The sequence below is a fragment of the Paenibacillus sp. RRE4 genome, assembly GCF_031844205.1.
In the GTDB taxonomy this organism is placed as follows: Bacteria; Bacillota; Bacilli; order Paenibacillales; family Paenibacillaceae; genus Paenibacillus; species Paenibacillus xylanexedens_B.
In genome coordinates, this window is the sequence record NZ_JAUZUT010000001.1 from 955,439 (window position 1) to 976,086 (window position 20,648).

21 protein-coding genes are annotated in these 20,648 nt (G+C 46.3%); 15 read left to right on the forward strand and 6 right to left on the reverse strand.

All coding sequences use genetic code 11. The features are described 5' to 3' along the window. Positions 1 to 4 precede the first annotated feature (4 nt). From Q9R46_RS04535 to Q9R46_RS04545, 3 genes are read left to right on the forward strand one after another with little or no spacing between them, the layout of a single operon-like run. Positions 5 to 487 carry a lasso peptide biosynthesis B2 protein gene (locus Q9R46_RS04535; RefSeq protein ID WP_090920000.1) on the forward strand — a complete coding sequence of 161 codons (483 nt, stop codon included), beginning with the start codon at positions 5 to 7 and terminating at the stop codon, positions 485 to 487. Beyond that, a complete protein-coding gene (locus Q9R46_RS04540) occupies positions 477 to 1,673 on the forward strand; it encodes a nucleotidyltransferase domain-containing protein (protein ID WP_311279115.1) in 1,197 nt (398 codons plus the stop codon). Before Q9R46_RS04535 ends, Q9R46_RS04540 begins: the two co-directional genes overlap by 11 nt. Further along, positions 1,670 to 3,490: an ABC transporter ATP-binding protein gene (locus Q9R46_RS04545; protein ID WP_311279116.1), complete on the forward strand. Its 1,821-nt coding sequence runs from the start codon at positions 1,670 to 1,672 to the stop codon at positions 3,488 to 3,490. Before Q9R46_RS04540 ends, Q9R46_RS04545 begins: the two co-directional genes overlap by 4 nt. Before the next feature lie 121 nt (positions 3,491 to 3,611). Here the strand turns inward: Q9R46_RS04545 and cysC are convergent, their stop codons facing one another. Then, a complete protein-coding gene (cysC, locus tag Q9R46_RS04550) occupies positions 3,612 to 4,250 on the reverse strand; it encodes an adenylyl-sulfate kinase (protein WP_311279117.1) in 639 nt (212 codons plus the stop codon). 150 nt (positions 4,251 to 4,400) lie between these two features. On the opposite strand from cysC, the gene Q9R46_RS04555 reads away from it, so the two are divergent. Next, entirely contained in the window at positions 4,401 to 4,808 is a 408-nt protein-coding gene (locus Q9R46_RS04555) for a hypothetical protein (RefSeq protein ID WP_311279118.1), read from the forward strand. Positions 4,809 to 4,907: 99 nt separating this feature from the next. Continuing rightward, a complete protein-coding gene (pdaA, locus tag Q9R46_RS04560; RefSeq protein WP_311279119.1) occupies positions 4,908 to 5,687 on the forward strand; it encodes a delta-lactam-biosynthetic de-N-acetylase in 780 nt (259 codons plus the stop codon). 159 nt (positions 5,688 to 5,846) lie between these two features. On the opposite strand, the gene Q9R46_RS04565 is transcribed toward pdaA, so the two are convergent. Then, positions 5,847 to 6,695, reverse strand: a complete 849-nt coding sequence (locus Q9R46_RS04565) for a DegV family protein (protein WP_311279120.1) — start codon at positions 6,693 to 6,695, stop codon at positions 5,847 to 5,849. A 111-nt stretch (positions 6,696 to 6,806) separates the two neighbouring features. Continuing rightward, positions 6,807 to 7,283 (reverse strand): hypothetical protein, encoded by a 477-nt coding sequence (locus Q9R46_RS04570; RefSeq protein WP_311279121.1) that lies wholly within the window; start codon positions 7,281 to 7,283, stop codon positions 6,807 to 6,809. Between the two features lie 184 nt (positions 7,284 to 7,467). Here Q9R46_RS04570 and Q9R46_RS04575 point away from each other — a divergent pair, with 184 nt between their 5' ends. Beyond that, positions 7,468 to 7,854, forward strand: coding sequence for a DUF423 domain-containing protein (locus tag Q9R46_RS04575; RefSeq protein WP_311279122.1), 387 nt, complete (start codon positions 7,468 to 7,470; stop codon positions 7,852 to 7,854). A 152-nt stretch (positions 7,855 to 8,006) separates the two neighbouring features. Here Q9R46_RS04575 and Q9R46_RS04580 read toward each other — a convergent pair whose 3' ends face one another. Continuing rightward, positions 8,007 to 8,606 carry a hypothetical protein gene (locus Q9R46_RS04580; RefSeq protein ID WP_311279123.1) on the reverse strand — a complete coding sequence of 200 codons (600 nt, stop codon included), beginning with the start codon at positions 8,604 to 8,606 and terminating at the stop codon, positions 8,007 to 8,009. Positions 8,607 to 8,879: 273 nt separating this feature from the next. Between Q9R46_RS04580 and Q9R46_RS04585 the strand changes: the two genes are divergently transcribed. Further along, entirely contained in the window at positions 8,880 to 9,182 is a 303-nt protein-coding gene (locus tag Q9R46_RS04585) for a YunC family protein (RefSeq protein ID WP_311279124.1), read from the forward strand. Positions 9,183 to 9,318: 136 nt separating this feature from the next. Here the strand turns inward: Q9R46_RS04585 and mtnA are convergent, their stop codons facing one another. Together mtnA and mtnK are read right to left on the reverse strand one after the other, a co-directional pair. Continuing rightward, positions 9,319 to 10,383 carry an S-methyl-5-thioribose-1-phosphate isomerase gene (gene mtnA / locus Q9R46_RS04590; RefSeq protein ID WP_311279125.1) on the reverse strand — a complete coding sequence of 355 codons (1,065 nt, stop codon included), beginning with the start codon at positions 10,381 to 10,383 and terminating at the stop codon, positions 9,319 to 9,321. 23 nt (positions 10,384 to 10,406) lie between these two features. Further along, a complete protein-coding gene (mtnK, locus tag Q9R46_RS04595; RefSeq protein WP_311279126.1) occupies positions 10,407 to 11,624 on the reverse strand; it encodes an S-methyl-5-thioribose kinase in 1,218 nt (405 codons plus the stop codon). 296 nt (positions 11,625 to 11,920) lie between these two features. Here mtnK and Q9R46_RS04600 point away from each other — a divergent pair, with 296 nt between their 5' ends. From Q9R46_RS04600 to sufB, 8 genes are all read left to right on the forward strand, one after another. Then, positions 11,921 to 12,382: a Dps family protein gene (locus Q9R46_RS04600; protein ID WP_090920097.1), complete on the forward strand. Its 462-nt coding sequence runs from the start codon at positions 11,921 to 11,923 to the stop codon at positions 12,380 to 12,382. A gap of 153 nt (positions 12,383 to 12,535) precedes the next feature. After that, the gene (locus Q9R46_RS04605) at positions 12,536 to 13,114 is read left to right on the forward strand and encodes a DUF1802 family protein (protein WP_311279127.1); all 579 of its coding nucleotides are present in this window, start codon (positions 12,536 to 12,538) and stop codon (positions 13,112 to 13,114) included. A 497-nt stretch (positions 13,115 to 13,611) separates the two neighbouring features. Further along, a complete protein-coding gene (gene ltrA, locus Q9R46_RS04610) occupies positions 13,612 to 15,012 on the forward strand; it encodes a group II intron reverse transcriptase/maturase (RefSeq protein ID WP_311279128.1) in 1,401 nt (466 codons plus the stop codon). A 443-nt stretch (positions 15,013 to 15,455) separates the two neighbouring features. Beyond that, positions 15,456 to 16,238: a Fe-S cluster assembly ATPase SufC gene (gene sufC, locus Q9R46_RS04615; protein ID WP_145329098.1), complete on the forward strand. Its 783-nt coding sequence runs from the start codon at positions 15,456 to 15,458 to the stop codon at positions 16,236 to 16,238. A 24-nt stretch (positions 16,239 to 16,262) separates the two neighbouring features. After that, positions 16,263 to 17,567, forward strand: a complete 1,305-nt coding sequence (gene sufD / locus Q9R46_RS04620; RefSeq protein ID WP_311279129.1) for a Fe-S cluster assembly protein SufD — start codon at positions 16,263 to 16,265, stop codon at positions 17,565 to 17,567. Beyond that, positions 17,564 to 18,784, forward strand: coding sequence for a cysteine desulfurase (locus tag Q9R46_RS04625; RefSeq protein WP_145329103.1), 1,221 nt, complete (start codon positions 17,564 to 17,566; stop codon positions 18,782 to 18,784). The genes sufD and Q9R46_RS04625 overlap by 4 nt, the downstream gene beginning before the upstream one ends. Continuing rightward, positions 18,774 to 19,205 carry a Fe-S cluster assembly sulfur transfer protein SufU gene (gene sufU / locus Q9R46_RS04630; RefSeq protein ID WP_090920111.1) on the forward strand — a complete coding sequence of 144 codons (432 nt, stop codon included), beginning with the start codon at positions 18,774 to 18,776 and terminating at the stop codon, positions 19,203 to 19,205. Before Q9R46_RS04625 ends, sufU begins: the two co-directional genes overlap by 11 nt. A gap of 20 nt (positions 19,206 to 19,225) precedes the next feature. Further along, complete coding sequence (gene sufB, locus Q9R46_RS04635) at positions 19,226 to 20,623, forward strand: Fe-S cluster assembly protein SufB (protein ID WP_090920114.1); 1,398 nt, start codon at positions 19,226 to 19,228, stop codon at positions 20,621 to 20,623. The last annotated feature ends 25 nt before the right edge of the window (positions 20,624 to 20,648 follow it).

Below are 20,648 nucleotides of genomic sequence, written 5' to 3' on the forward strand. Positions count from 1 at the left end.
AAATATGTTTCGTAAAGTGAAGTCCTATTTCTCGCTTCCAGGTACGATAAGGCGTTTGGTATGGGAAGCTTATATCCTGCTAGGATGGGCGAGAGTGCAAAAGGCAAGGCCGTTTGCCAAAATTGCTCCGAGGCTGGGTACGCCTATGGTCGAAACACCTGTCACTGGATTGAATCGGACTCAAGTGGCGGAAATAAGAAACATATCGAAAGCCGTTATGATTGCTAGCAAATATACGTTTTGGGAAAGCCAATGTCTTGTTATGGCGATAGCTGCAATGAAAATGCTGGAACGGCGTAATATCGCAAGTACATTATATATGGGGACTGCAAGGAATAAGCAAGGACAACTGATGGCACACGCCTGGCTGCGAAGTGGAAAACTGATCGTAACTGGAGCAGACACGATGGATCAATATACGGTCGTCGGCGTGTTTGGCAAACGATGTCCTGAGAAGGGATCTGGAGAGATTGTCTATGACGCATGAAACTGAACTGTATTCCACAGGGTTTCCGAAGGAGCTCAAGCTAATCTTGAGCCTGCTTAGAGATGATCTGGCAGATCTGACTTCCGAGGAGATCAAGGGCCGACTGCACGAGATGGATTGGCCACTTTTTTTACAGCTTGTAGTCCATCATCGTCTGTATTCTGTTATTTATGTTAAGTTAAAAATGCTGGATTTGCGGTTTATTCCCGAGGCCGTTTTAGGGAGTTTGAAACAGCAGTATACGATTAATACCTTCCGTATGTTACATTTAACAGCCGAGATGGAGCAAGTGTGTGGAGCCTTCCGGGAGCGGGGCATTCGCACGATTACACTGAAAGGGCCTGCTCTGGCTCATGATCTGTACGGAGATGTGTCCATGCGGACTTCGAAAGATCTGGATATTTTAATTCCAGTTCAGAATGTGGAGGAAGCTGGGCGTATTCTTGTCGACCTTGGATACCAGTGCAAAGAAGGAGAAAGGGCGCTTACTGTTCGTAGCTGGAAGTGGCGGGAGCATCATATCTGTTATATTCATCCGGTCAAGCGCACTCAAGTGGAGATCCATTGGCGGCTTAACCCTGATTCTGGCCGGGAAACGGAGTTTGAACTGTTGTGGAAACGAAGCCGATTCAGTTCGTACACCCAAACACCTGTACGTATGCTGGAAAGAGAGGATTTATGGGTTTATTTAGTGACGCATGGTGCGAGACACGGCTGGTTCAGGCTGCGGTGGTTACTGGATATCGATCAGATGATTCGTACGATGCCGCTCGATATGAAAAAGGTAGAACGTCGTTTGAAAGCAGAAGGACGTCTATCCATCGGTTCCCAAACATTACACCTCGTTTCGGATCTATTGCATACCCCGCTGGGCGATCCGTATTTATCGATTATGGCTACGCGTGAGCACACGGGAAAACGACTGGCGAGAGAAGGCGCGCTGTTTATGAACGAAATGTTAGACAGTCCAGAAGAGCTACACAACTATTCATCTTATTTATTCTCTCTTCGCAGTACAAGGCAAAAATGGTTTTTCTTTATTGAGCGGTTATATCCAAGTACTTGGGACGTGCATGAATTTCCGCTACCACGTTCTTTGTTTTTTCTGTATTTTCCGTTACGTCCATTTCTCTGGTTCTGGCGGCGCTTCAAAAAAAGCACGATGGCAGAGAGGGGAAAGGTATGATCTCCGAGTTAAATTATTTCATGCGAAAACTGCATCATATTTCCGGGCCTATTTTATATTGGAATCTGTTAGCTATGATCTTGATCGGTTTGATGGAAGGAATTGGCATATACATGCTTGTTCCTATGTTAAGTTTAATTGGTGTTTTTGAAATGGGCTCTTCTGGTATACATATCCCCTGGTTAACGGAGCTACTCCACCGATTCTCGGAAAATGGTCAATTGCTACTTGTTCTACTGGCTTTTGTATTTATCCTCTCGGGACAGGCTTGGATGCAGCGTCTTCAGACGATTCGCAATACCCGTATTCAGCAGCAATTCATACGAACGCTGCGCCTGGAAACCTACAGTGCACTACTTCGGGCCCAGTGGTCTTTTTTTCTCCAAAAACGAAAATCCGATTTCAACCATATATTAACTACAGAACTTGCCAGAGTAAGTCAGGGAACAAGTCTGATTCTGCAGATGGCAGCCTCGCTGATTTTTACAGCGATTCAGATCGGGCTGGCCTTCTGGTTATCAGCAAAGCTCACATCGCTTGTACTTGTCAGTGGTTTGTTGTTATTTGTATTACTAAGAAAGTTTGTTAGGCGTGCCAAACAGATTGGAGATCAGACTTCCGAATTCTCGCAGAGCTACTATTACGGGATAACGGAGCATTTCAACGGGATTAAGGACATTAAGAGCAATATGCTGGAAAGTTCGCATATCCGCTGGTTTGATCGCATATGCAGACAAATTGAGCGTAATGTGGTGCAGTTTAGTCAGCTAAACACAGGCACACAGCTCATTCATCGGGTGTCAGCAGCGATAATCATTGCGGCGTTTATTTACCTTTCTTTACAGGTGATGTCGGTGCCTCCAGCCAATCTGTTATTGATTATTTTGATTTTTTCGCGATTATGGCCAAGGTTTACTGCGATTCAGTCTAATCTGGAGTACATCAGTTCAATGTTGCCGGCATTTCGGATCGTGAGAGAGTTGAAGGATCAAACGGAGAAAAACCGTGAGATCCGTGAATCAAAGATAGAGACAGGTACATCTGCTTCCCGGCCTATTGTTCCAATTGAACTGGTGGACGGTATCATGTGTGAGGATGTGAACTACCGTTATGAGGGAAGTGACACGTATGCATTAAAGAACGTGCAAGCATTTATTCCGGCTCAAGGCATGACTGCTATTGTTGGGAAATCGGGTGCAGGGAAAAGCACATTGATTGATCTGATCATGGGTCTGGTGAAATCTGAGGGGGGGCGTATTCTGATAGACGGAAAACCTTTGACTGAGGAACAGTTATTGAACTGGAGAAGTTCAATCGGGTATGTGTCCCAAGATCCTTTTTTGTTTCATACCAGCATTCGTGAGAACTTACGTCTGGTTGATCCGGATGCAAGTGAAGAACAGATGTGGCGGGCACTACGATTTTCTTCCTCGGCTTCGTTCGTTCGCAAGCTTCCCCAAGGCTTGGACACGATTATAGGGGATCGCGGCATCCGCCTGTCGGGTGGAGAACGTCAGCGTCTTGTGCTGGCACGGACCATGCTTCGTAATCCCTCGGTACTGGTATTGGATGAAGCAACGAGTGCACTGGACAGTGAAAACGAACAGCAGATCCATGAAGCGCTCGAACGATTAAAGGGACACGTCACCATTATCGTCATTGCACATCGACTCTCCACGATCCGAACCGCTGACCGTGTCATTGTTTTGGAAGAAGGGCGGGTCATTCAAGAAGGCGGATATCAGCAATTATCTATGGATTCGTCAGGCACTTTCAGCAAACTGCTTCATATGCAAGCTGGTGCTGCTGGACAGTAAACCATAAATTGTATTCTTATTAACGAATTACAGAGAAGTGAGCGTTGCTAAATAAAAATAGAATGAAAAGAAGGCGTGCCGCCAAGGGACGCCTTTCATATCTTTATTATCTTGAATTGAATTAATAAGTCAGGGATGAGTTGATCTGTACAGGAAGATGTAAGGCACCTATACGTTGCAGATGTTGCACGATCTCTTGAACAGCTTCCTCAATGCTACATTGTTCGGTATCAATGACGAATGAAGGAGAGGTTGGGATATCATAGGGAGCAGATATGCCAGTAAAATGAGGGATTTCACCTTTGCGAGCTTTTTTGTAAAGCCCCTTAGGGTCTCGCCGCTCACATTCCTCAATAGAACAACGAACATAGACCTCGATGAAATCGTCCGGTTCAAACAACTGCCGAACCATCTCCCGATCCTGTGCATGGGGTGAAATAAATGCCGAAAGCACAAGCAGTCCCGCATCTACCATTAACTTGCTTACTTCTCCGATGCGACGCAGGTTTTCCTGCCGATCTGTCGCGGTGAAACCGAGATCCCGATTCAATCCATGCCGTACGTTATCACCATCCAGCACATAACAGCGAACACCTTGTTCATGCAAGGTTCTCTCTAGTGCAAAGGCAATGGAGGACTTACCCGCCCCGGATAAACCTGTAAACCATATCGTGCGACTACGGTGCCCGTTGTTATTCTCCCGATCCTGCCGATTTAAACTCGATGCTTGCCAAGTAATATGACGGTCTTCCTTCGACATGTTATCCCACCTCTTTTCAACTGATCCTATGTATAATATTTTAACATATTTGCTAGATTATAGACCATGAAAATTCTCTGCTAAAGAAGCGTGAACCATCTGTATATGGGGTATAGATGTTATACACAGAGAGAGCAGGAGGACAAGATCATGAGTGACAACATTCAAAATATTCAAGTAGGGTTCAACTGCCCTGATTGCGGGCAGGAAGTGAACACTTATTTCATGCAACAACAAGTGAACACGGTTCGCTGCGAAGGTTGCAACCGGGCTTATACACTCATGAAACCGACGATCGGAGATGAAATTTTGCTGGATTGGGAGCAGGAAGCTCTGTATCATAAATTGCGTGCAGAACGCTCTGAAAAGGACAACCATAACATGTCAGCCCTCATCATCAAAGTGATAGAGCTTCTGACCTGGCGGGATCAGGGAGACGGTCAGACTCGTGCAATCCAGACGGTAAAAGATTGGCTGGCTACCAGCGGTAAACCTCAGACTTTGCTTGAGCTTTTCCATCAACCAACGCAGTCCTCACGTAATAATAAACGGATGTAGCTCTAATGATTACATAATATAGACACTCTTGTGGCATATTACCTGAAGGTGTTTGTGGACCATCAACAAACTGAAATTTCAGGGACAGGAGCGGATAACATGAAGCGAACGATGCTATATCTGCTGCTCGGCTTGTTTACCATTAGCATGCTGGCATCACAGGCAGAAGCATCTCCCATCAACGGAGCATACCACTTTGGCTTTAAGAAAAGTCAGAATGGCGAACTGCCTTCCATAGATCAGGAAGGTTTCAAGTCTATTTTGGAGCATAATCATGCCATTTTCTTGGGGGATACCAAACAAAAGGAACTGTATCTGACTTTCGATAATGGCTATGAGAATGGGTTCACACCTGCAATACTGGATGTGTTACGAGCGAAGAAGGTACCGGCAGCTTTCTTTGTTACAGGACATTATTTGAAGGATCAGCCGGATCTTGTCAAACGTATGGCTGCCGAAGGGCACATTGTCGGGAACCATTCCTGGAGCCATCCGGACATGACTCGAATTTCCAATACACAAATTAAAGAGGAACTCGAAAAAGTGAAATCTGAGGTGCACCGTCTTACGGGGCAACAGGCTACATTTTTGCGTCCACCTCGCGGTATTTTCAACAGTCGTACACTTGCCGAGAGTTATGCTCAGGGGTATGTCAATGTGTTCTGGTCTGTAGCCTATAAGGATTGGGACACGAATGTACAACGTGGTGCACAATATGCTCATCAACAGGTGTTGAAACAGCTTCATCCAGGGGCTGTCATCTTGCTACACTCCGTTTCGAAAGACAATACGGAGGCACTTGGAGCAATCATTGATGAGGCACGCAAGCAAGGCTATGCATTCAAAAGTCTGGACGATCTGAAAACCAGGACCTATTAACGATCAAATAAAGCAGGTAAGACGAGCATGTATTAAGTTAGTTTTAGTTAAGGCCTGGGTATCAAAGAAAATAAGCTTGTTTAGTTGTCATCTGCAACCCAATAAAGGACATGCCTAGCAACCTGCTGAGCATGCCCTTTATTTGTTGTTACCATTCGTCTAATGAATCGTGTTATAGATTATTCCGGTCGTTTTGGGTCCGCAATGACTGCAAATGACACAACCCGCCGTAGTTAATTCTACGCGCGCTCCGGTTTGCTCCTGGAGCGTTTTTTTCAGGTTTAACGCATCTTCCTCAGCCATGGTATGAACAACAATCATTAAATCCCGATCAATCTGTTCTTTATTGCTGAGTGTGTTTTGAAGCATCTGTTCCAGCGCCTTTTCTCGTTTACCGCGTACTTTGTAGGCAGGGGACATCTTACCATCGGTTACCCGAATAACGGGACGGATTTTAAGTAAGCTGCCAATCAGATTTTGCATTCCGGAGCAGCGTCCACCTTTATACAAGTATTCCAGAGTATCAATAACAAACTCTGTACGCACCGTTGGTTTCATGGCTTCAATCTGCTGCGTAATCTGGGCCAGCGTTTTTCCTTGTTCCGCTGCATACACAGCCTTCATCACCATCAAGCCAATACCTGAGGAGAGATTTTTGGAATCCACTACGGAGATCCGTCCCTCTGGAAATTCAGAACTGGCGAGCAGAGCGTTCTGATAGGTTGAAGAAAGCTCAGAAGATAAGGAGATGTAAAAAATATCGTCGCCTTGTTCTATGTAAGGTTGAAATGCGGTCATGAAATCAGCGGGTGAAGGTGCTGCTGTTTTGGGCAGAGAACCATGGCGACTTACACGTTCGTACAATTGCTCTGGTTTGATCTCTTGTCCGTCCTTCAGGGATTCTTCACCAAACACCACATACAAAGGAATGATGCCGATTTCGTACTGCTGGATCCACTCAGGGGCCAGATCACTGGTGCTGTCCGCAAAAATTTTAATTCGTGGCATGTCAATCTCCTTTAGAATTCAAAAATTTGGTCATGCATATGTTAAGTATAACGGGGCAAAGGTTAAGCCACCTAGCTTAATTATAAAGAACCGGGGCTCTCAAGGAAAGCATTACGTCAAGTATATATCGCCAAGTACAAGCACTATGAAAAACAAAATAAGTAGTCCACTCAGAATCGTGCCGATAACGGCAAAGACTTTCCTGCGATTTTTGAGCGCCAATCCAATAATCCCAAGAATGAGACCGATGAGATTAAGAATCAGGCAGACAAGGAAAGCTAGAGAACCTAGAACGACTGCCGGATGAATAGCGAGTTCTTCCCGGCTGATTGACGATCCGAGGAGTTCAATGGAGTTATTCAGCGCAAGAGACATCAACACAAATGTGATGAGATGCCCTAGAAAACCAACCAGTCCAACAACAAAACTCGCGATCCCCGGCCCTGAATGTTTGAGAGATATTCCATCGATTTCTGCTGATTCTGGTGAGAGTGTATAATCATTGTCACTTGTGTTATAGGGATTCGAATCGTCAGGATACGTTGAGCTGTTATGGTTACCTGCATTTGTTGAATTGTAATTATTCATTAGTGCACGTTACCTCCTTAAAAGATATCATGATTTATATAGGATACTGAATGTTAATTACCCTGTATAGTGTCCAGCGATTCTGGATCAGGTATTCATGAGGCCGTTCTTTTACTTTAGAGCCTGAATTCGCTACAATATATAGAGTAATGGCGTTCGAAACGAATCAAGGGAGAGAATGGATATGCAACGGAGATGGATGACGCTTGGAGCCATATTAACGATGCTGTCGGTGGCTATTGGTGCATTCGGTGCACATATGCTTAAGGACAAAATTGGTGCAAGTGCAATTGCTACATACGAAACAGGGGTACAATACCACATGATTCATGCGCTTGCTTTGCTGATCGTAGGATTAACTGCAGGGCAGCTCGGAGCATCAACGAAGCTGCAATGGGCAGCACGTTTGCTGTTCACGGGGATTATCATTTTTTCAGGAAGCCTGTACGTACTTAGCATATCGGGTATCAAAATTTTAGGAGCGATTACACCGATCGGTGGCGTAGCTTTTATTGCCGGTTGGCTACTGTTTGCAATGGATGTCTGGCAACGAGGAAAGACCAGTCTGTAAAAGTCCTTGTTACAAGGAAAATTGTATAATAAAAGCAACCTGTGCCCGAATGTTTACCGCATTCCAGATCAGGTTGCTTTTTTTGTTTAAAACGTTGGTGAGAATTTAATTTGAATTAAGCTCGTGTTAAGTATTTGATTAAATCTGTAGGGCTACAGCAAGAACTCATCGATTTCGTTTGTTCTGAATGTGTAGACTTGTTTTTCATCCACATGGTAAATGCTAACCACATTGTTATCCCGATCAAAGTTAAGTATCCGACAAGGAATGCTCTGATGTTTGCCATGTTTGTTGTTTACGACAATTCGGGTGAGGCGATTTTCTTTAATTAAGGATTCAATCCAGGCATCGAACGAATTCGAATCAGCGACATGGGAAGTGTCTGCAGTAGACTTTTTCTTGTCAACTTTTGAATTTGATTCCTTGGCAACGGATTGTTGTGGTTGTGATTTGGACGATACGGAACCAACGATCTGGTCTAACTTGCTGGAGGCTAACTTTTCATTAGATGGTTGTGGTGACTCCAGGAAATTTGGATTAGAGTCAGTAGAATTTGTTTTAGCCCGAGTCATAGCTTCAATGATTTGACCAAGCTCAATTCCGGAGTGAATCCGAAAGTCCGCAATTTGTTCTTCTTTGTTTATGAACTCGATCAGGGACTGCAGTGCCAATGCATTTGAACGGCTCTTAATAAGTATGTCGACATTAAATAAATAACCGACGTCATCTTGATTGGATAAGGTTTGTTTCATTCATCCCAGCCCCGTTAAATAATGTGTAAGCACGTATGTACTCTAATATACTATAGCACTAATATGATGGAAATCATAGTACCAAAGACTTAGAAATCGGTTAATTGTCTAACTTAGAATGATCCCATTTTTTCTTTATTATGTTCTCACTAAGAGGTTAACACACGTTAAAACTACCCACTTTTTGCTCATCACGGCAGGTGTCCACACGGCGATTGGCCAAAGGGCATACAATTATCGTGATCTGTTGAAGAGGAGGTGGATCGTGAGATTATGGTGACGATGGAGCCGATTGTGGTGGGAGAACAGGTGCTGGTTGGGGTAGAAGTGAAACTTCCCAAAACGACACTGTTAACGATTAATACATCCAAAGGGTATATCATGTGCGGCGCCCTGGATGTGGGGTTATTGAATGAGAAGCTGGGCGATCGCAAGATTGTAGCCGCACGGGCTGTTGGCGTGCGAACACTGGAGCAGCTGCTTCATGCACCAATGGAATCGGTGACGACTGAGGCAGAGGCTATGGGGATTACAGTAGGTATGACAGGTGTAGAAGCGTTGTTAAAAATGATCTGAAGCACGTGCCGGTTTTTCATACGGCACCATAGAAATAGAACAGAAAAAAAGGGACGAAGTCGGAGGCATCCGTCTTGTCCCTTTTCTTTACAGACCCACAACAATGGTTGCTATATGGGTTGTCTTATATATCTTTTTATTCCGCAAATAAAGCCGTGAGGTTCTCTTGGAAAGGGGCACGAACAATACCTTTTTCCGTAATAATTGCGGTAACATATTCGTTCGGGGTAACGTCAAAGGCTGGATTAAACACCTTAATACCCTGCGGTGCAGTACGCTTGCCAAACCCTTCGGTAACTTCCTCAGCAGCACGCTCTTCGATTGGAATCAGATCGCCGGACGTTGTGGACAGGTCAATGGTTGATAGTGGACTTGCTACATAAAAAGGAATATTATGCGCTTTGGCCAGTACAGCCAGGCTGTATGTACCAATTTTGTTGGCGACATCCCCGTTTGCTGCGACCCGATCCGTACCCACAATGACAGCTTGTACCCATCCTTTAGACATGACCATACCCGCCATGTTGTCACAGAGTAACGTTACGTCAATTCCGGCCTGCTGCAACTCAAAAGCAGTTAAACGAGCGCCCTGGAGGACGGGACGTGTCTCGTCAGCAAATACCTTCAGATGAATGCCACGCTCTTGAGCAAGATACATCGGAGCAGTTGCCGTACCGTATTTCGCTGTCGCCAGACCTCCTGCGTTACAGTGTGTAAGTACACCCATACCATCCTCAAATAAAGGCAGGGCATGTTCACCGATCATGCGGCATACTTCTTCATCTTCCTTCTGAATCAACAATGCTTCTGCTTCAAGCGCATCTGTGCTTTCATCCAGACTTAGACCAGCTTCTACAACTTGGTTAGCCTTTTGCATCATGCGATCTAATGCCCAAAAAAGATTAACCGCTGTCGGACGTGATGTTGCCAAATGTGCACAGACGGATTTCACATGATCCAGCCAGCCTTGAATAGCGATGCCATCATAAGCTTTGGCTCCGAGCACTACGCCGAAGGCCGCCGCAATACCAATGGCAGGCGCACCACGTACTTTCATGGAATGGATGGACTCCCATACTTCCTCAGGAGTGTACAGTTTCAGCATCAGAATCGTTTCGGGCAGCAGACGCTGATCGAGCATTTCAAGCTTGTCCTTTTTCCAGTTTAGCGAAGACAGAGGCTGATGTTCAGGGGTTGTCATGGATGTTCCTCCGTTCAATAATGTTAGACTTTAACCGTTGTGAGAGCAGAAGATACCAGATCCAGCACCTCACCGATTGTATTTACTTGACGATTGTTCTTAATCAAGGTTTTACCAATGGCCAGTGCCTTGCGCTGTGCATGTTCACGTTCAGTAGCATCCGTAATGGTGTCGATGTCAGCGACGTGGGCAAGTCCTACGATGCGACGTACCATTTTAGCCCCGGCAAAACCAATCGTATCTCGAAATAGCTGCTGTACATACAGGTCTTGATAACCCGGCGTTTTAGCCATCGGATCAATGAGATCAGTACTCCACTGTGCGCGGAAACGAGTATCGAATTCAGTCCAGACATCACGTACCATGTCCAGCAACTCTGTTTCACGTTTATTTCGCGTTGATTTATCCTGAAAACGGCCGGACAGTGAAACATAATGAAGCAGCAGGTTGGCCAGCACGGCACCTACGTCAAAACCCATCGGCCCATAGAAAGCAAACTCCGGATCAATGACCTTGGTCGACTCCGATGTTACAAAAATACTGCCTGTATGCAAGTCACCGTGTAGAAGTGCTTGGCCATGGGTCAGGAATTTTTCCCTGAGCAGGGCGATCTCCAAATGAAGTCCTTCGTCAGTACGAAGCGCCTCGGCCTCATCTTCGATCGCTGCTTCATAGTTGTTATTTTGTGCAATCCGATACGGTTCATCAAAGATCAGGTCTTCTGTTATTTTACATTGGTCAGGGTTGACGAATCGTCCCTGCTGTTCTTTCTTCTGTTGTTGGTTCATGCCGAGGTCTGAAGTGAAGAAGAGGGTTCTCGCCATAAACTCCCCGATATGACGGGCGAAAAGAGGGTAGGAAGCTCCGTCAATCAGACCCTTGCGCATAATAACATGGTCACTTAAGTCCTCCATGACCGTTAATGCAAGATCATCGTCATAATGATACACTTCGGGCACCATTCCAGGGCACAGACGATATTCTTCCTGCAAAATTTCACGTTCAATGCGAGCACGTACGAGGGAAAGCGGCCAGGATTCGCCAACTACTTTCGCATAAGGAAGCGCTTGTTTGATAATGATACTTTTATCGGAGTTCTGATCCGTGATATGGAAAACGAGATTCAGGTTGCCGTCACCGATCTCACGACAATCCAGATTCGCATCTGCCGTAAATGGACCCGGTAAAGTTTTGGCTAATTCGATCGCTTCTTGTGGGGTTAAGGGATGATATTGAGTCAAAGGTGCCACCTCCATATATATGAAGAAACAGGAAAACCCACTTCTTTGCTTGGTTTATGACAGTATATCGGATAAAGCGCGTTTTTTGAACTTTTTTTTGAGACAAGTCTGGGTTACGGTGATTCGAAGATCAGGCTCACGGGTAAAAGTGAATAGGCCGGACGGTTGAATAAAACCGCGCCGCATAACACTTCCGCGAACTTGGCGGGTTCTGACATTTACTCTCTGTCTTGCATCCAGGGTGACCTGAGATGACTTGGGCAGACTACATTTTAAATTAAAGGATGGGATTGAATATGGCTACAAAAAACAAAACAGACCAAGCAAAATCCGTTGAACAAGTACTTAATCGTCAGGTAGCTAACCTGAACGTGCTGTATGTCAAAATCCATAACTATCACTGGTATGTAAAAGGCCCGAACTTTTTCACACTGCATGTGAAATTTGAAGAGTTCTATAACGAAATCACCGTTCAAATGGACGAAATTGCTGAGCGTTTGCTTACACTGAAAGGCAGCCCGGCAGCAACGATGAAAGAGTATCTCGAGATGGCTTCGATCCAGGAAGCTTCCGGCAAAGAAGATGCGAACGCTATGGTACAAAACCTGATTGAAGACTTCGCAACTCTTTCCAATGAGTACCAGGAAGGTATTGATTTGGCCGATGCGGCTGAGGATCAACCGACTGCTGATATGCTGACAGGCTTTAAAGCGGATCTGGAGAAACATATGTGGATGCTTCGTGCATACCTGGGATAAAGCATTTCAGGGCGGACTCAGATCCGTCTGTCTGTAACCCATTCGCGGCTGATGAGTTCATCCGTAAAAAGTCCAGTGTTGCTTGCTAAAAGTTGTCAGATAAGTGTGAAGCGTCTATACTGCTGTCAAGAGTGACAGGGGAGGGCGAACACAATGTTAGACACAGCAGTAATACCGGCTTTAAAAGAATGGGCTTCTGCAATCCAAGCGCTGGAACACGGTCGCCAGATTATGGTGATGCGCAAAGGCGGGATTGTGGAGGAAACGAAACATTTTGAGTTGAAAAGTCCAGCATTTTACCTGTATCCGACTTATGAGCATCAGCGTAAAGAACTGATCAAGTCCTCGGATCAATCCTATGTTGAAGAGTCGCTGGCCGAATGGGTGCCTGAAGCTTCAACCGTCCGCATTACATCGTATGCTGAAGTAACGCAGGATTTGGAGATTCGAGATCAGGAGATGCTGGATCGACTTCTGGAATATCATATGTGGACAGCGGATTTTGCCGAATCCCGTTTGAAGTGGAAAAAGAAAGATCCGCTCCACGTGTTGATTTTACGTGTGTACCGTTTGCAGGAACCGATGGAAATACCCGTTTTACCTGAATATAACGGTTGCCGTTCATGGATTTCCATTCCCAATGGTTTGGTGCCGCGCGAAATGACGCCGGTGCTGAACGTTGCGGATTTTGCAGAACAGGTACAGAAGATTAACGAGACACTCAGAATGTAATCTTATCATTTGCGAAAACTTGTGTGAAAAAAGTCTAAAGGACTTGTCCAGAAATGGATAAGTCCTTTTTCATTGTGCGCCCGGCATGGGCGATAACTAGGCGGTGAAAGTCCGCTACAGGCTTGGCAGTAGGAACTGTTAGCCAAGGGCAAGGGTGTCGGTCGTGAGGCCGAATCTGAAGGAAGCCGGAGGCAAACCCTCGGTCTGACGAACAGAAATCACATACAAGGCATGATGAGATGGATGAGCTTGCATTACAAAGCGAAGTCCAATACTGCCCGAAATCTCATCATGTAGATGTGGCAGATGGATGAGGGGAAAGTTATCGCCCTTACCCGGGGAGGTCTCACTGACGTGAAGTAGGAAAAAAAAAAATCCGAAAGACGGAGTAAAGCTTGTGGTGAGAAGTCAGCAGAAGTCATAGTACCGGAATTTTTTTTCGGGAAGGACTGAACAATCGTAAGTCTTAAGTACAGACTGAAAGGAGAGTCGATGCGATGAAAGCAGAATACCGAAAGGGCTACCGGCAAAGAGATGGCGTGGAACGCGAAGGGTATGCCGGAGCGCGGAGTATCGAAACTCGGGAAAGTAGAGAAAGAGACGGTGCAAAAGGCCTGATGGAACGCATCCTGAACAGAGACAATCTGAACCGGGCGTATAAACAGGTCAAACGCAACCATGGTGCGCCGGGAATCGACGGAATGACCGTGGAGATGGCGTTGCCGTGGTTGCGCGAAAACAGAGAGGAACTCCTGCAAAGCATTCGGGAAGGCAGCTACAAGCCAAGTCCGGTGCGGCGCAAGGAAATCCCCAAACCAGATGGAAGTGGCGTGCGAAAGCTGGGCATCCCGACGGTCATCGATCGGGTGATTCAACAAGCGATCGCACAGCAACTGCAACCGTTGTTCGAGCCGCTCTTCTCGGACGGAAGCTACGGCTACCGCCCTGGGCGAAGCGCGCAACAAGCCATTGGAAAAGTCAAAGCCTATGCGGAGAAGGGATACGGACATGCAGTCGAAATCGACCTGTCGAGATACTTCGATACGTTGAACCACGAGCTTCTTTTGAACTTACTGCGAAAACGAATTCAGGACAAATGTGTCATCGATCTGATCAAGAAGTATCTGAAAAGCGGCGTTATGGAGAATGGCATACGCCGGAGGGTGGAAGAGGGATCCCCACAGGGCGGACCGCTATCCCCGCTCTTGGCGAATATCTACCTGAACGAATTTGATCAGGAGATGGAAGGTCGAGGCGTAAGGGTCATTCGCTATGCCGATGACATCGTTGTCCTCGCGAAAAGCAGAAGAGCCGCCCTGCGACTGTTGGCATCCAGCCGGACATATCTGGAACAAAAGCTCAAGCTCCAAATAAACACGCAGAAAAGCAAGGTGGTCAGCATCGTGGCGCAGAAACATTTCAAATTCCTCGGATTCGCGTTAGGGAAGAATGGAAACGGCGTATATATACGCGTCCATCGTGAGTCCCTGGCGAAGGCCAAGAAGAAGTTGAAAGAACTAACGAATCGAAGCCAAGGCAGGAACGCCCGGCAGGTCATGGAGAACGTGAAAGTCTACATTCGCGGATGGATCGGGTACTTCTACGTAGCGGACATGAAGCGAATTCTGCAAAGCTGGAATGAATGGCTACGAAGACGAATGCGGATGTACATTTGGAAACAGTGGAAGAAGCCTCGAACAAAGGTGCAGAACCTGCGAAAGCTGGGGATACCGGAGTGGCAGGCCTACCAATGGGGGAATACAAGGCTGGGCTACTGGCGAATAGCCGGAAGTGCAGTCCTGAATCGCTCTGTAACAAACGAAAGGCTCGCACAGGCAGGGTATTATAACTTCCCTGCCCAGTACGAGCGCTTACGTCAATTACACTTAAACGGTTGAACCGCCGTATACCGAACGGTACGTACGGTGGTGTGAGAGGTCGGCTGTCCAACTAATGGGCAGTCTCCTACTCGATTCGGGTGTGCAAGCCGAACAAACTGTGAAATTTGTGATTTATATCACTGTGTGAAAAATGAAAAGTTGTTTTCTAATTTGATTCAAACAGTCATTTATTATAGAATCATAAGGAATGAAGTTTCCTGAGAAGGACAAGAATTGATAGGAAATGACTTGATAATCATTGAGAATCAGTTTAGAATTATTCTAAAGTGATTGTTACTCTATAGCTTATGATGAATGAGCATTAGAGTAACAAGGAGAAATTGCTTTACAGATGTATGATGAAACAGAGAAAGTCAGGGGAAGCCCTGTTCAGATATAATAGGTGCTTTTTCGTTTTCGACAGTAAACATCAATTTAATCAATGGAGGGAAACAATACACATGACTACGAATTTCGTCATTGAAGGTCTGAAAGCGACCATTGAAGGTAAAGAAATCCTGAAAGGCATCAACCTGGAAATGAAAGGTGGAGAAATCCACGCGATCATGGGACCGAACGGAACAGGTAAATCCACGTTGGCTTCTGCTCTGATGGGACATCCTAAATATGAAGTAACAGACGGTACAGTAACTCTCGATGGCGAAGATTTACTGGATATGGCTGTAGATGAGCGCGCACGTGCCGGCCTCTTCCTGGCTATGCAATACCCGAGCGAAATCGCGGGTGTAACAAACTCCGACTTCTTGAGAAGTGCAATCAACGCTCGTCGCGGTGAAGGTAACGAAATTTCCCTGATCAAGTTCATCCGTCAAATGGAAGGTAAAATGAAAGAACTCGATATGAACCCTGAGTTTGCACATCGTTACCTGAATGAAGGTTTCTCCGGTGGTGAGAAAAAACGGAATGAAATTCTGCAAATGATGTTGCTGGACCCTAAAATCGTCGTACTTGACGAGATCGACTCCGGTCTGGATATCGATGCTTTGAAAATTGTTGCAGAAGGTGTAAACGCAATGAAGAGCGAAGATCGCGGCTTCTTGATCATCACGCACTATCAACGCCTGCTTAACTACATCACTCCGGACTATGTACACGTAATGATGCAAGGTCGCATCGTAAAATCTGGCGGACCTGAGCTGGCTCAACGTCTCGAGGCTGAAGGTTATGACTGGGTTAAAGCGGAACTGGGAATTACAGACGAAACTGTAGGTCAAGAAGCGTAAAGACAAAACGGAGGAGGATAATAAATGACTACACAAACAATTCTTCCGGTTGAATCTGAAGCGCTTCGCGCCTTGTCGGAAAGTAACAATGAACCCGGCTGGTTGACTGAGCAGCGGCTCGAGGCTTTGAAGCTTGCGAGTGAGCTGGCGCTTCCCAAACTGGAAAAACAAAAAATCGAACGCTGGAGTATCAGCGAGTACGGCACATATAAAGCAGAAGCCACAATTTCTTCCTTGGAAGAAGTGCCTGCTTCCATCAAAGAGCTGGTTCAGGATCAAGCAGAGGGTAGCCTGGTAATCCAGCGCAACTCTGGTGCAGTATATTCCAAATTGTCTGCTGATCTGGCAGCACAAGGTGTCATCTTCACGGATCTGGCTACTGCTGTTCGTGAGCATGCTGATCTGGTCAAGCCTTACCTGAACACAGCGGTCAAAGCCGATGAACATTCCATTGCCGCATTGCATGCAGCATTGTGGAATGGCGGGGTGTTCCTGTACGTTCCGAAAAACGTGAACATCGAAGTTCCACTGCAAGCTGTATTGCTTACAGATGATGCTTCCGCGACATTTGCACCTCACGTACTCGTTGTTGCCGAAGCAAACAGCTCGGTTACTTACGTAGACAACTATGTGTCTGGTGAGCTCTCTTCACCGGTATTCCATAACGGAGTTGTCGAAGTATTCGTAAAAGCGGGTGCAAAAGTACGCTTCGCAACGGTTCACCAACTGAATGTTAATGTAACGGATGTATCCTTCCGCCGTGCTGTTCTGGAAAATGACAGCTCCATTGAATGGATCGTTGGTGAAATGAACAATGGTGATACGGCTAGCAACACGATGAGTGTTTTGAAAGGCAATGGGTCCACTTCGGATTCCAAAGTGATTGCGGTTGGTTCCGGTTCACAGAAGATTAATTACACAACTGAAGCACGTCACTTCGGTAAAAATACGCCAAGCCAAATGATCACACGTGCGGTTATGCGTGAAGAGGCTTCGGCAATCATTAACGGTATTACGAAAATTGAGAAAGGCGCTACAAGAGCGGATGGACAGCAAACCGAGAAAGTACTGATGCTTAGTCCTAAAGCACGTGGAGACGCCAACCCGATCCTTCTGATTGACGAGGATGATGTAACAGCAGGTCACGCGGCTTCTGTAGGTCAAGTGAATGCAGAGCAAATTCATTACTTGATGTCTCGCGGGATTAACCGTACGGATGCGGAGCGCCTGATCATTTATGGCTTCCTTGCACCGGTGGTGGCGGATATTCCTTTGGAAGCACTGCGTACCCAATTGCAGTCCCTGATTGAGAAGAAGCTGGGACAATGAACCCATCCATTCGCGAGCAGTTCCCGATCCTCCACCAGGAAATCAATGGACACCCGCTCGTATATCTAGACAGTGCTGCGACTTCGCAAAAGCCTCGTGCTGTGATTGACGCGGTTAAACATTATTATGAATATGAAAACTCCAACGTGCATCGAGGTGTGCATACACTCGGAAGCCGGGCAACGGACGCTTATGAAGGAGCTCGTGAGAAGGTTGCCAAGTTTATCAATGCTCGTCGCACGCAGGAGATCATCTTTACACGCGGCACAACGACAGCCCTGAACCTGGTGGCTTCGTCTTATGCACGCGCCAATTGTAAAGAAGGCGATGAAATTGTCCTTACACAGATGGAGCATCATAGTAATCTGATCCCTTGGCAGCAAGTGGCCAAGGAGACAGGTGCTACATTGAAGTACATTCCGCTTCAGCAAGACGGCCATATTGAGTTGTCTGATGTGGAGCAAACAATCACCAACAAAACTAAAGTTGTCGCGATTGCCTATGTATCCAATGTAATGGGGATTGTGCATCCCGTGAAACAAATCGCTGAGATAGCCCATCGCAACGGTGCCGTTATCGTTGTGGATGGTGCACAGAGCACGCCTCATATGAAGGTAGACGTGCAAGATCTGGACTGTGATTTCTACGCACTGTCCGGTCACAAAATGTGCGGGCCAACTGGTATCGGTGCACTCTACGGCAAAAAGGCGCTGCTGGAGTCCATGGAACCGATTGAATTTGGCGGTGAGATGATTAATGACGTAGGACTGTACGACTCCAACTGGAAAGAACTGCCGTGGAAATTTGAAGGTGGAACCCCGATTATTGCGGGAGCAGTAGGTTTGGGGGCTGCCATTGATTTTCTTGAACAGATTGGTATGGACGAGATTGCTCACCATGAAGGTGTACTCGCTGCTTATGCCACAGAACGTCTCGCTGAGATTGATGGTCTAACGATCTATGGTCCGGCTAAACGCCATGTTGGTGTAGTGACCTTTAACTTGGGAGATGTCCATCCCCATGATGTGGCAACTGTGCTGGATGCGAGCGGTATAGCGATTCGTGCAGGCCACCATTGCTGTCAGCCGCTGATGCGCTGGCTTGAAGTAAGCTCAACGGCTCGTGCGAGCTTTTATCTATACAATAACGAACAAGATGTAGATCGGCTTGTCAGCGCCTTAATCCAGACAAAGGAGTATTTTGGCGATGCAACTTGATGATCTGTACCGACGTGTTATAATGGACCATTACAAAAACCCGCGTAACCGCGGAACGTTTGACAATGACGTCGTCACGGTGAATTTGAACAATCCAACGTGCGGCGACCGGATTTCACTGCAGCTGATGCTGAATGACGGAATCGTTCAGGAGGCCAAGTATACGGGAGAAGGTTGTTCGATCAGCATGTCTTCGGCATCGATGATGACCGAGGCTGTCAAAGGCAAGACGATTGAACAGGCGCTCGATCTGGCTAACCGTTTCTCCTCATTGATGCAAGGGGAAGAAGTCGATTTCGACGATTATGAAGATCTCGAAGCCCTATCCGGTGTGAACAAGTTCCCTGCACGCATCAAATGTGCCACTCTGGCCTGGAATGCATTACGCAAAGGAATTGACGAAGAGGACAATGTACAATAACGATAGGGAGGTCGAGCAAGATGGCTAAAAAAGCACCAGAAATGGAAGAGTATAAATATGGTTTTCGCGATGAGCATAAATCCATCTTTCAAACCGGGAAAGGTCTGACAGCGGAAGTTGTAACGGAAATTTCTAAAATCAAGAACGAACCGGAGTGGATGCTGGAATTCCGTTTGAAATCCTTGAAACAGTTCGAGAAGATGGCTATGCCTAAATGGGGCGGCGATCTGGATGGACTGGATTTCAATGATATTCAATACTATGTTCGTCCTTCGGAAAAACAAGGAAAAACATGGGAAGAAGTTCCTTCCGAAATTAAAGAAACATTTGATAAACTGGGTATTCCAGAAGCGGAGCAAAAGTTCCTTGCTGGGGTATCGGCTCAGTATGAGTCCGAGGTTGTATATCACAACATGCAGAAGGAACTTGAAGACCAAGGCGTAATCTTCATGGATACGGATACGGCTCTGAGAGAGCACCCGGAAATCCTGCGTGAATATTTTGCTACCGTTATTCCGCCAGCAGATAACAAATTTGCTGCGCTGAACAGTGCGGTATGGTCCGGAGGAAGCTTCATTTACGTACCAAAAGGCGTAAAATGTGAAGTGCCTCTTCAAGCATATTTCCGGATTAACTCCGAAAATATGGGCCAATTCGAGCGCACATTGATTATTGCAGACGAAGACAGCTTCGTTCACTACGTAGAGGGTTGTACTGCTCCAATTTACAGCACAAACTCCCTGCACAGTGCGGTAGTTGAGATCATCTGTAAGAAAAATGCCCGCGTTCGTTACACAACGATCCAAAACTGGGCACCAAACATCTACAACCTTGTTACCAAACGTGCGGTTGCTGAAGAGAACGCAACGATGGAATGGGTCGATGGTAACATCGGTTCCAAACTGACGATGAAATATCCTGCAGTTGTACTGAAAGGCCGTGGAGCTAAAGGTTCCGTTCTGTCCATCGCTGTTGCAGGTAAAAACCAGCACCAGGATGCAGGCGCGAAAATGATTCACCTCGCTCCAGATACAACTTCGACAATCGTATCCAAGTCGATCAGTAAACACGGCGGGAAAGTAACGTACCGTGGTCTGGCTTCCTTTGGACGCCAAGCTGAAGGCGCGAAATCCAACATCAAATGTGATACCCTCATTCTCGATAATGAGTCCACATCGGATACAATTCCTTACAACGAAATCATGAATGATAACATCATGCTGGAGCATGAAGCAACAGTATCCAAAGTGTCGGAGGATCAACTCTTCTACCTGATGAGCCGTGGTCTGACCGAAGCGGAAGCAACACAGATGATTATCATGGGCTTCATTGAGCCGTTCACGAAAGAATTGCCAATGGAGTACGCGGTTGAGATGAATCGTCTCATCAAGTTTGAGATGGAAGGCTCCATCGGTTAAGACATATGTACTGAAAAAAGACGAA

Excerpts from the sequence above, each read along its gene's own strand:
- Q9R46_RS04535 (WP_090920000.1), top strand. The coding sequence starts at position 5 with ATGTTTCGTAAAGTGAAGTCCTATTTCTCGCTTCCAGGTACGATAAGG.
- Q9R46_RS04540 (WP_311279115.1), top strand. The coding sequence starts at position 477 with ATGACGCATGAAACTGAACTGTATTCCACAGGGTTTCCGAAGGAGCTC.
- Q9R46_RS04545 (WP_311279116.1), top strand. The coding sequence starts at position 1,670 with ATGATCTCCGAGTTAAATTATTTCATGCGAAAACTGCATCATATTTCC.
- cysC (WP_311279117.1), bottom strand. The coding sequence starts at position 4,250 with ATGTCGAAGGAAGACCGTCATATTACTTGGCAAGCATCGAGTTTAAAT.
- Q9R46_RS04555 (WP_311279118.1), top strand. The coding sequence starts at position 4,401 with ATGAGTGACAACATTCAAAATATTCAAGTAGGGTTCAACTGCCCTGAT.
- pdaA (WP_311279119.1), top strand. The coding sequence starts at position 4,908 with ATGAAGCGAACGATGCTATATCTGCTGCTCGGCTTGTTTACCATTAGC.
- Q9R46_RS04565 (WP_311279120.1), bottom strand. The coding sequence starts at position 6,695 with ATGCCACGAATTAAAATTTTTGCGGACAGCACCAGTGATCTGGCCCCT.
- Q9R46_RS04570 (WP_311279121.1), bottom strand. The coding sequence starts at position 7,283 with ATGAATAATTACAATTCAACAAATGCAGGTAACCATAACAGCTCAACG.
- Q9R46_RS04575 (WP_311279122.1), top strand. The coding sequence starts at position 7,468 with ATGCAACGGAGATGGATGACGCTTGGAGCCATATTAACGATGCTGTCG.
- Q9R46_RS04580 (WP_311279123.1), bottom strand. The coding sequence starts at position 8,606 with ATGAAACAAACCTTATCCAATCAAGATGACGTCGGTTATTTATTTAAT.
- Q9R46_RS04585 (WP_311279124.1), top strand. The coding sequence starts at position 8,880 with ATGGTGACGATGGAGCCGATTGTGGTGGGAGAACAGGTGCTGGTTGGG.
- mtnA (WP_311279125.1), bottom strand. The coding sequence starts at position 10,383 with ATGACAACCCCTGAACATCAGCCTCTGTCTTCGCTAAACTGGAAAAAG.
- Q9R46_RS04600 (WP_090920097.1), top strand. The coding sequence starts at position 11,921 with ATGGCTACAAAAAACAAAACAGACCAAGCAAAATCCGTTGAACAAGTA.
- Q9R46_RS04605 (WP_311279127.1), top strand. The coding sequence starts at position 12,536 with ATGTTAGACACAGCAGTAATACCGGCTTTAAAAGAATGGGCTTCTGCA.
- ltrA (WP_311279128.1), top strand. The coding sequence starts at position 13,612 with ATGAAAGCAGAATACCGAAAGGGCTACCGGCAAAGAGATGGCGTGGAA.
- sufC (WP_145329098.1), top strand. The coding sequence starts at position 15,456 with ATGACTACGAATTTCGTCATTGAAGGTCTGAAAGCGACCATTGAAGGT.
- sufD (WP_311279129.1), top strand. The coding sequence starts at position 16,263 with ATGACTACACAAACAATTCTTCCGGTTGAATCTGAAGCGCTTCGCGCC.
- Q9R46_RS04625 (WP_145329103.1), top strand. The coding sequence starts at position 17,564 with ATGAACCCATCCATTCGCGAGCAGTTCCCGATCCTCCACCAGGAAATC.
- sufU (WP_090920111.1), top strand. The coding sequence starts at position 18,774 with ATGCAACTTGATGATCTGTACCGACGTGTTATAATGGACCATTACAAA.
- sufB (WP_090920114.1), top strand. The coding sequence starts at position 19,226 with ATGGCTAAAAAAGCACCAGAAATGGAAGAGTATAAATATGGTTTTCGC.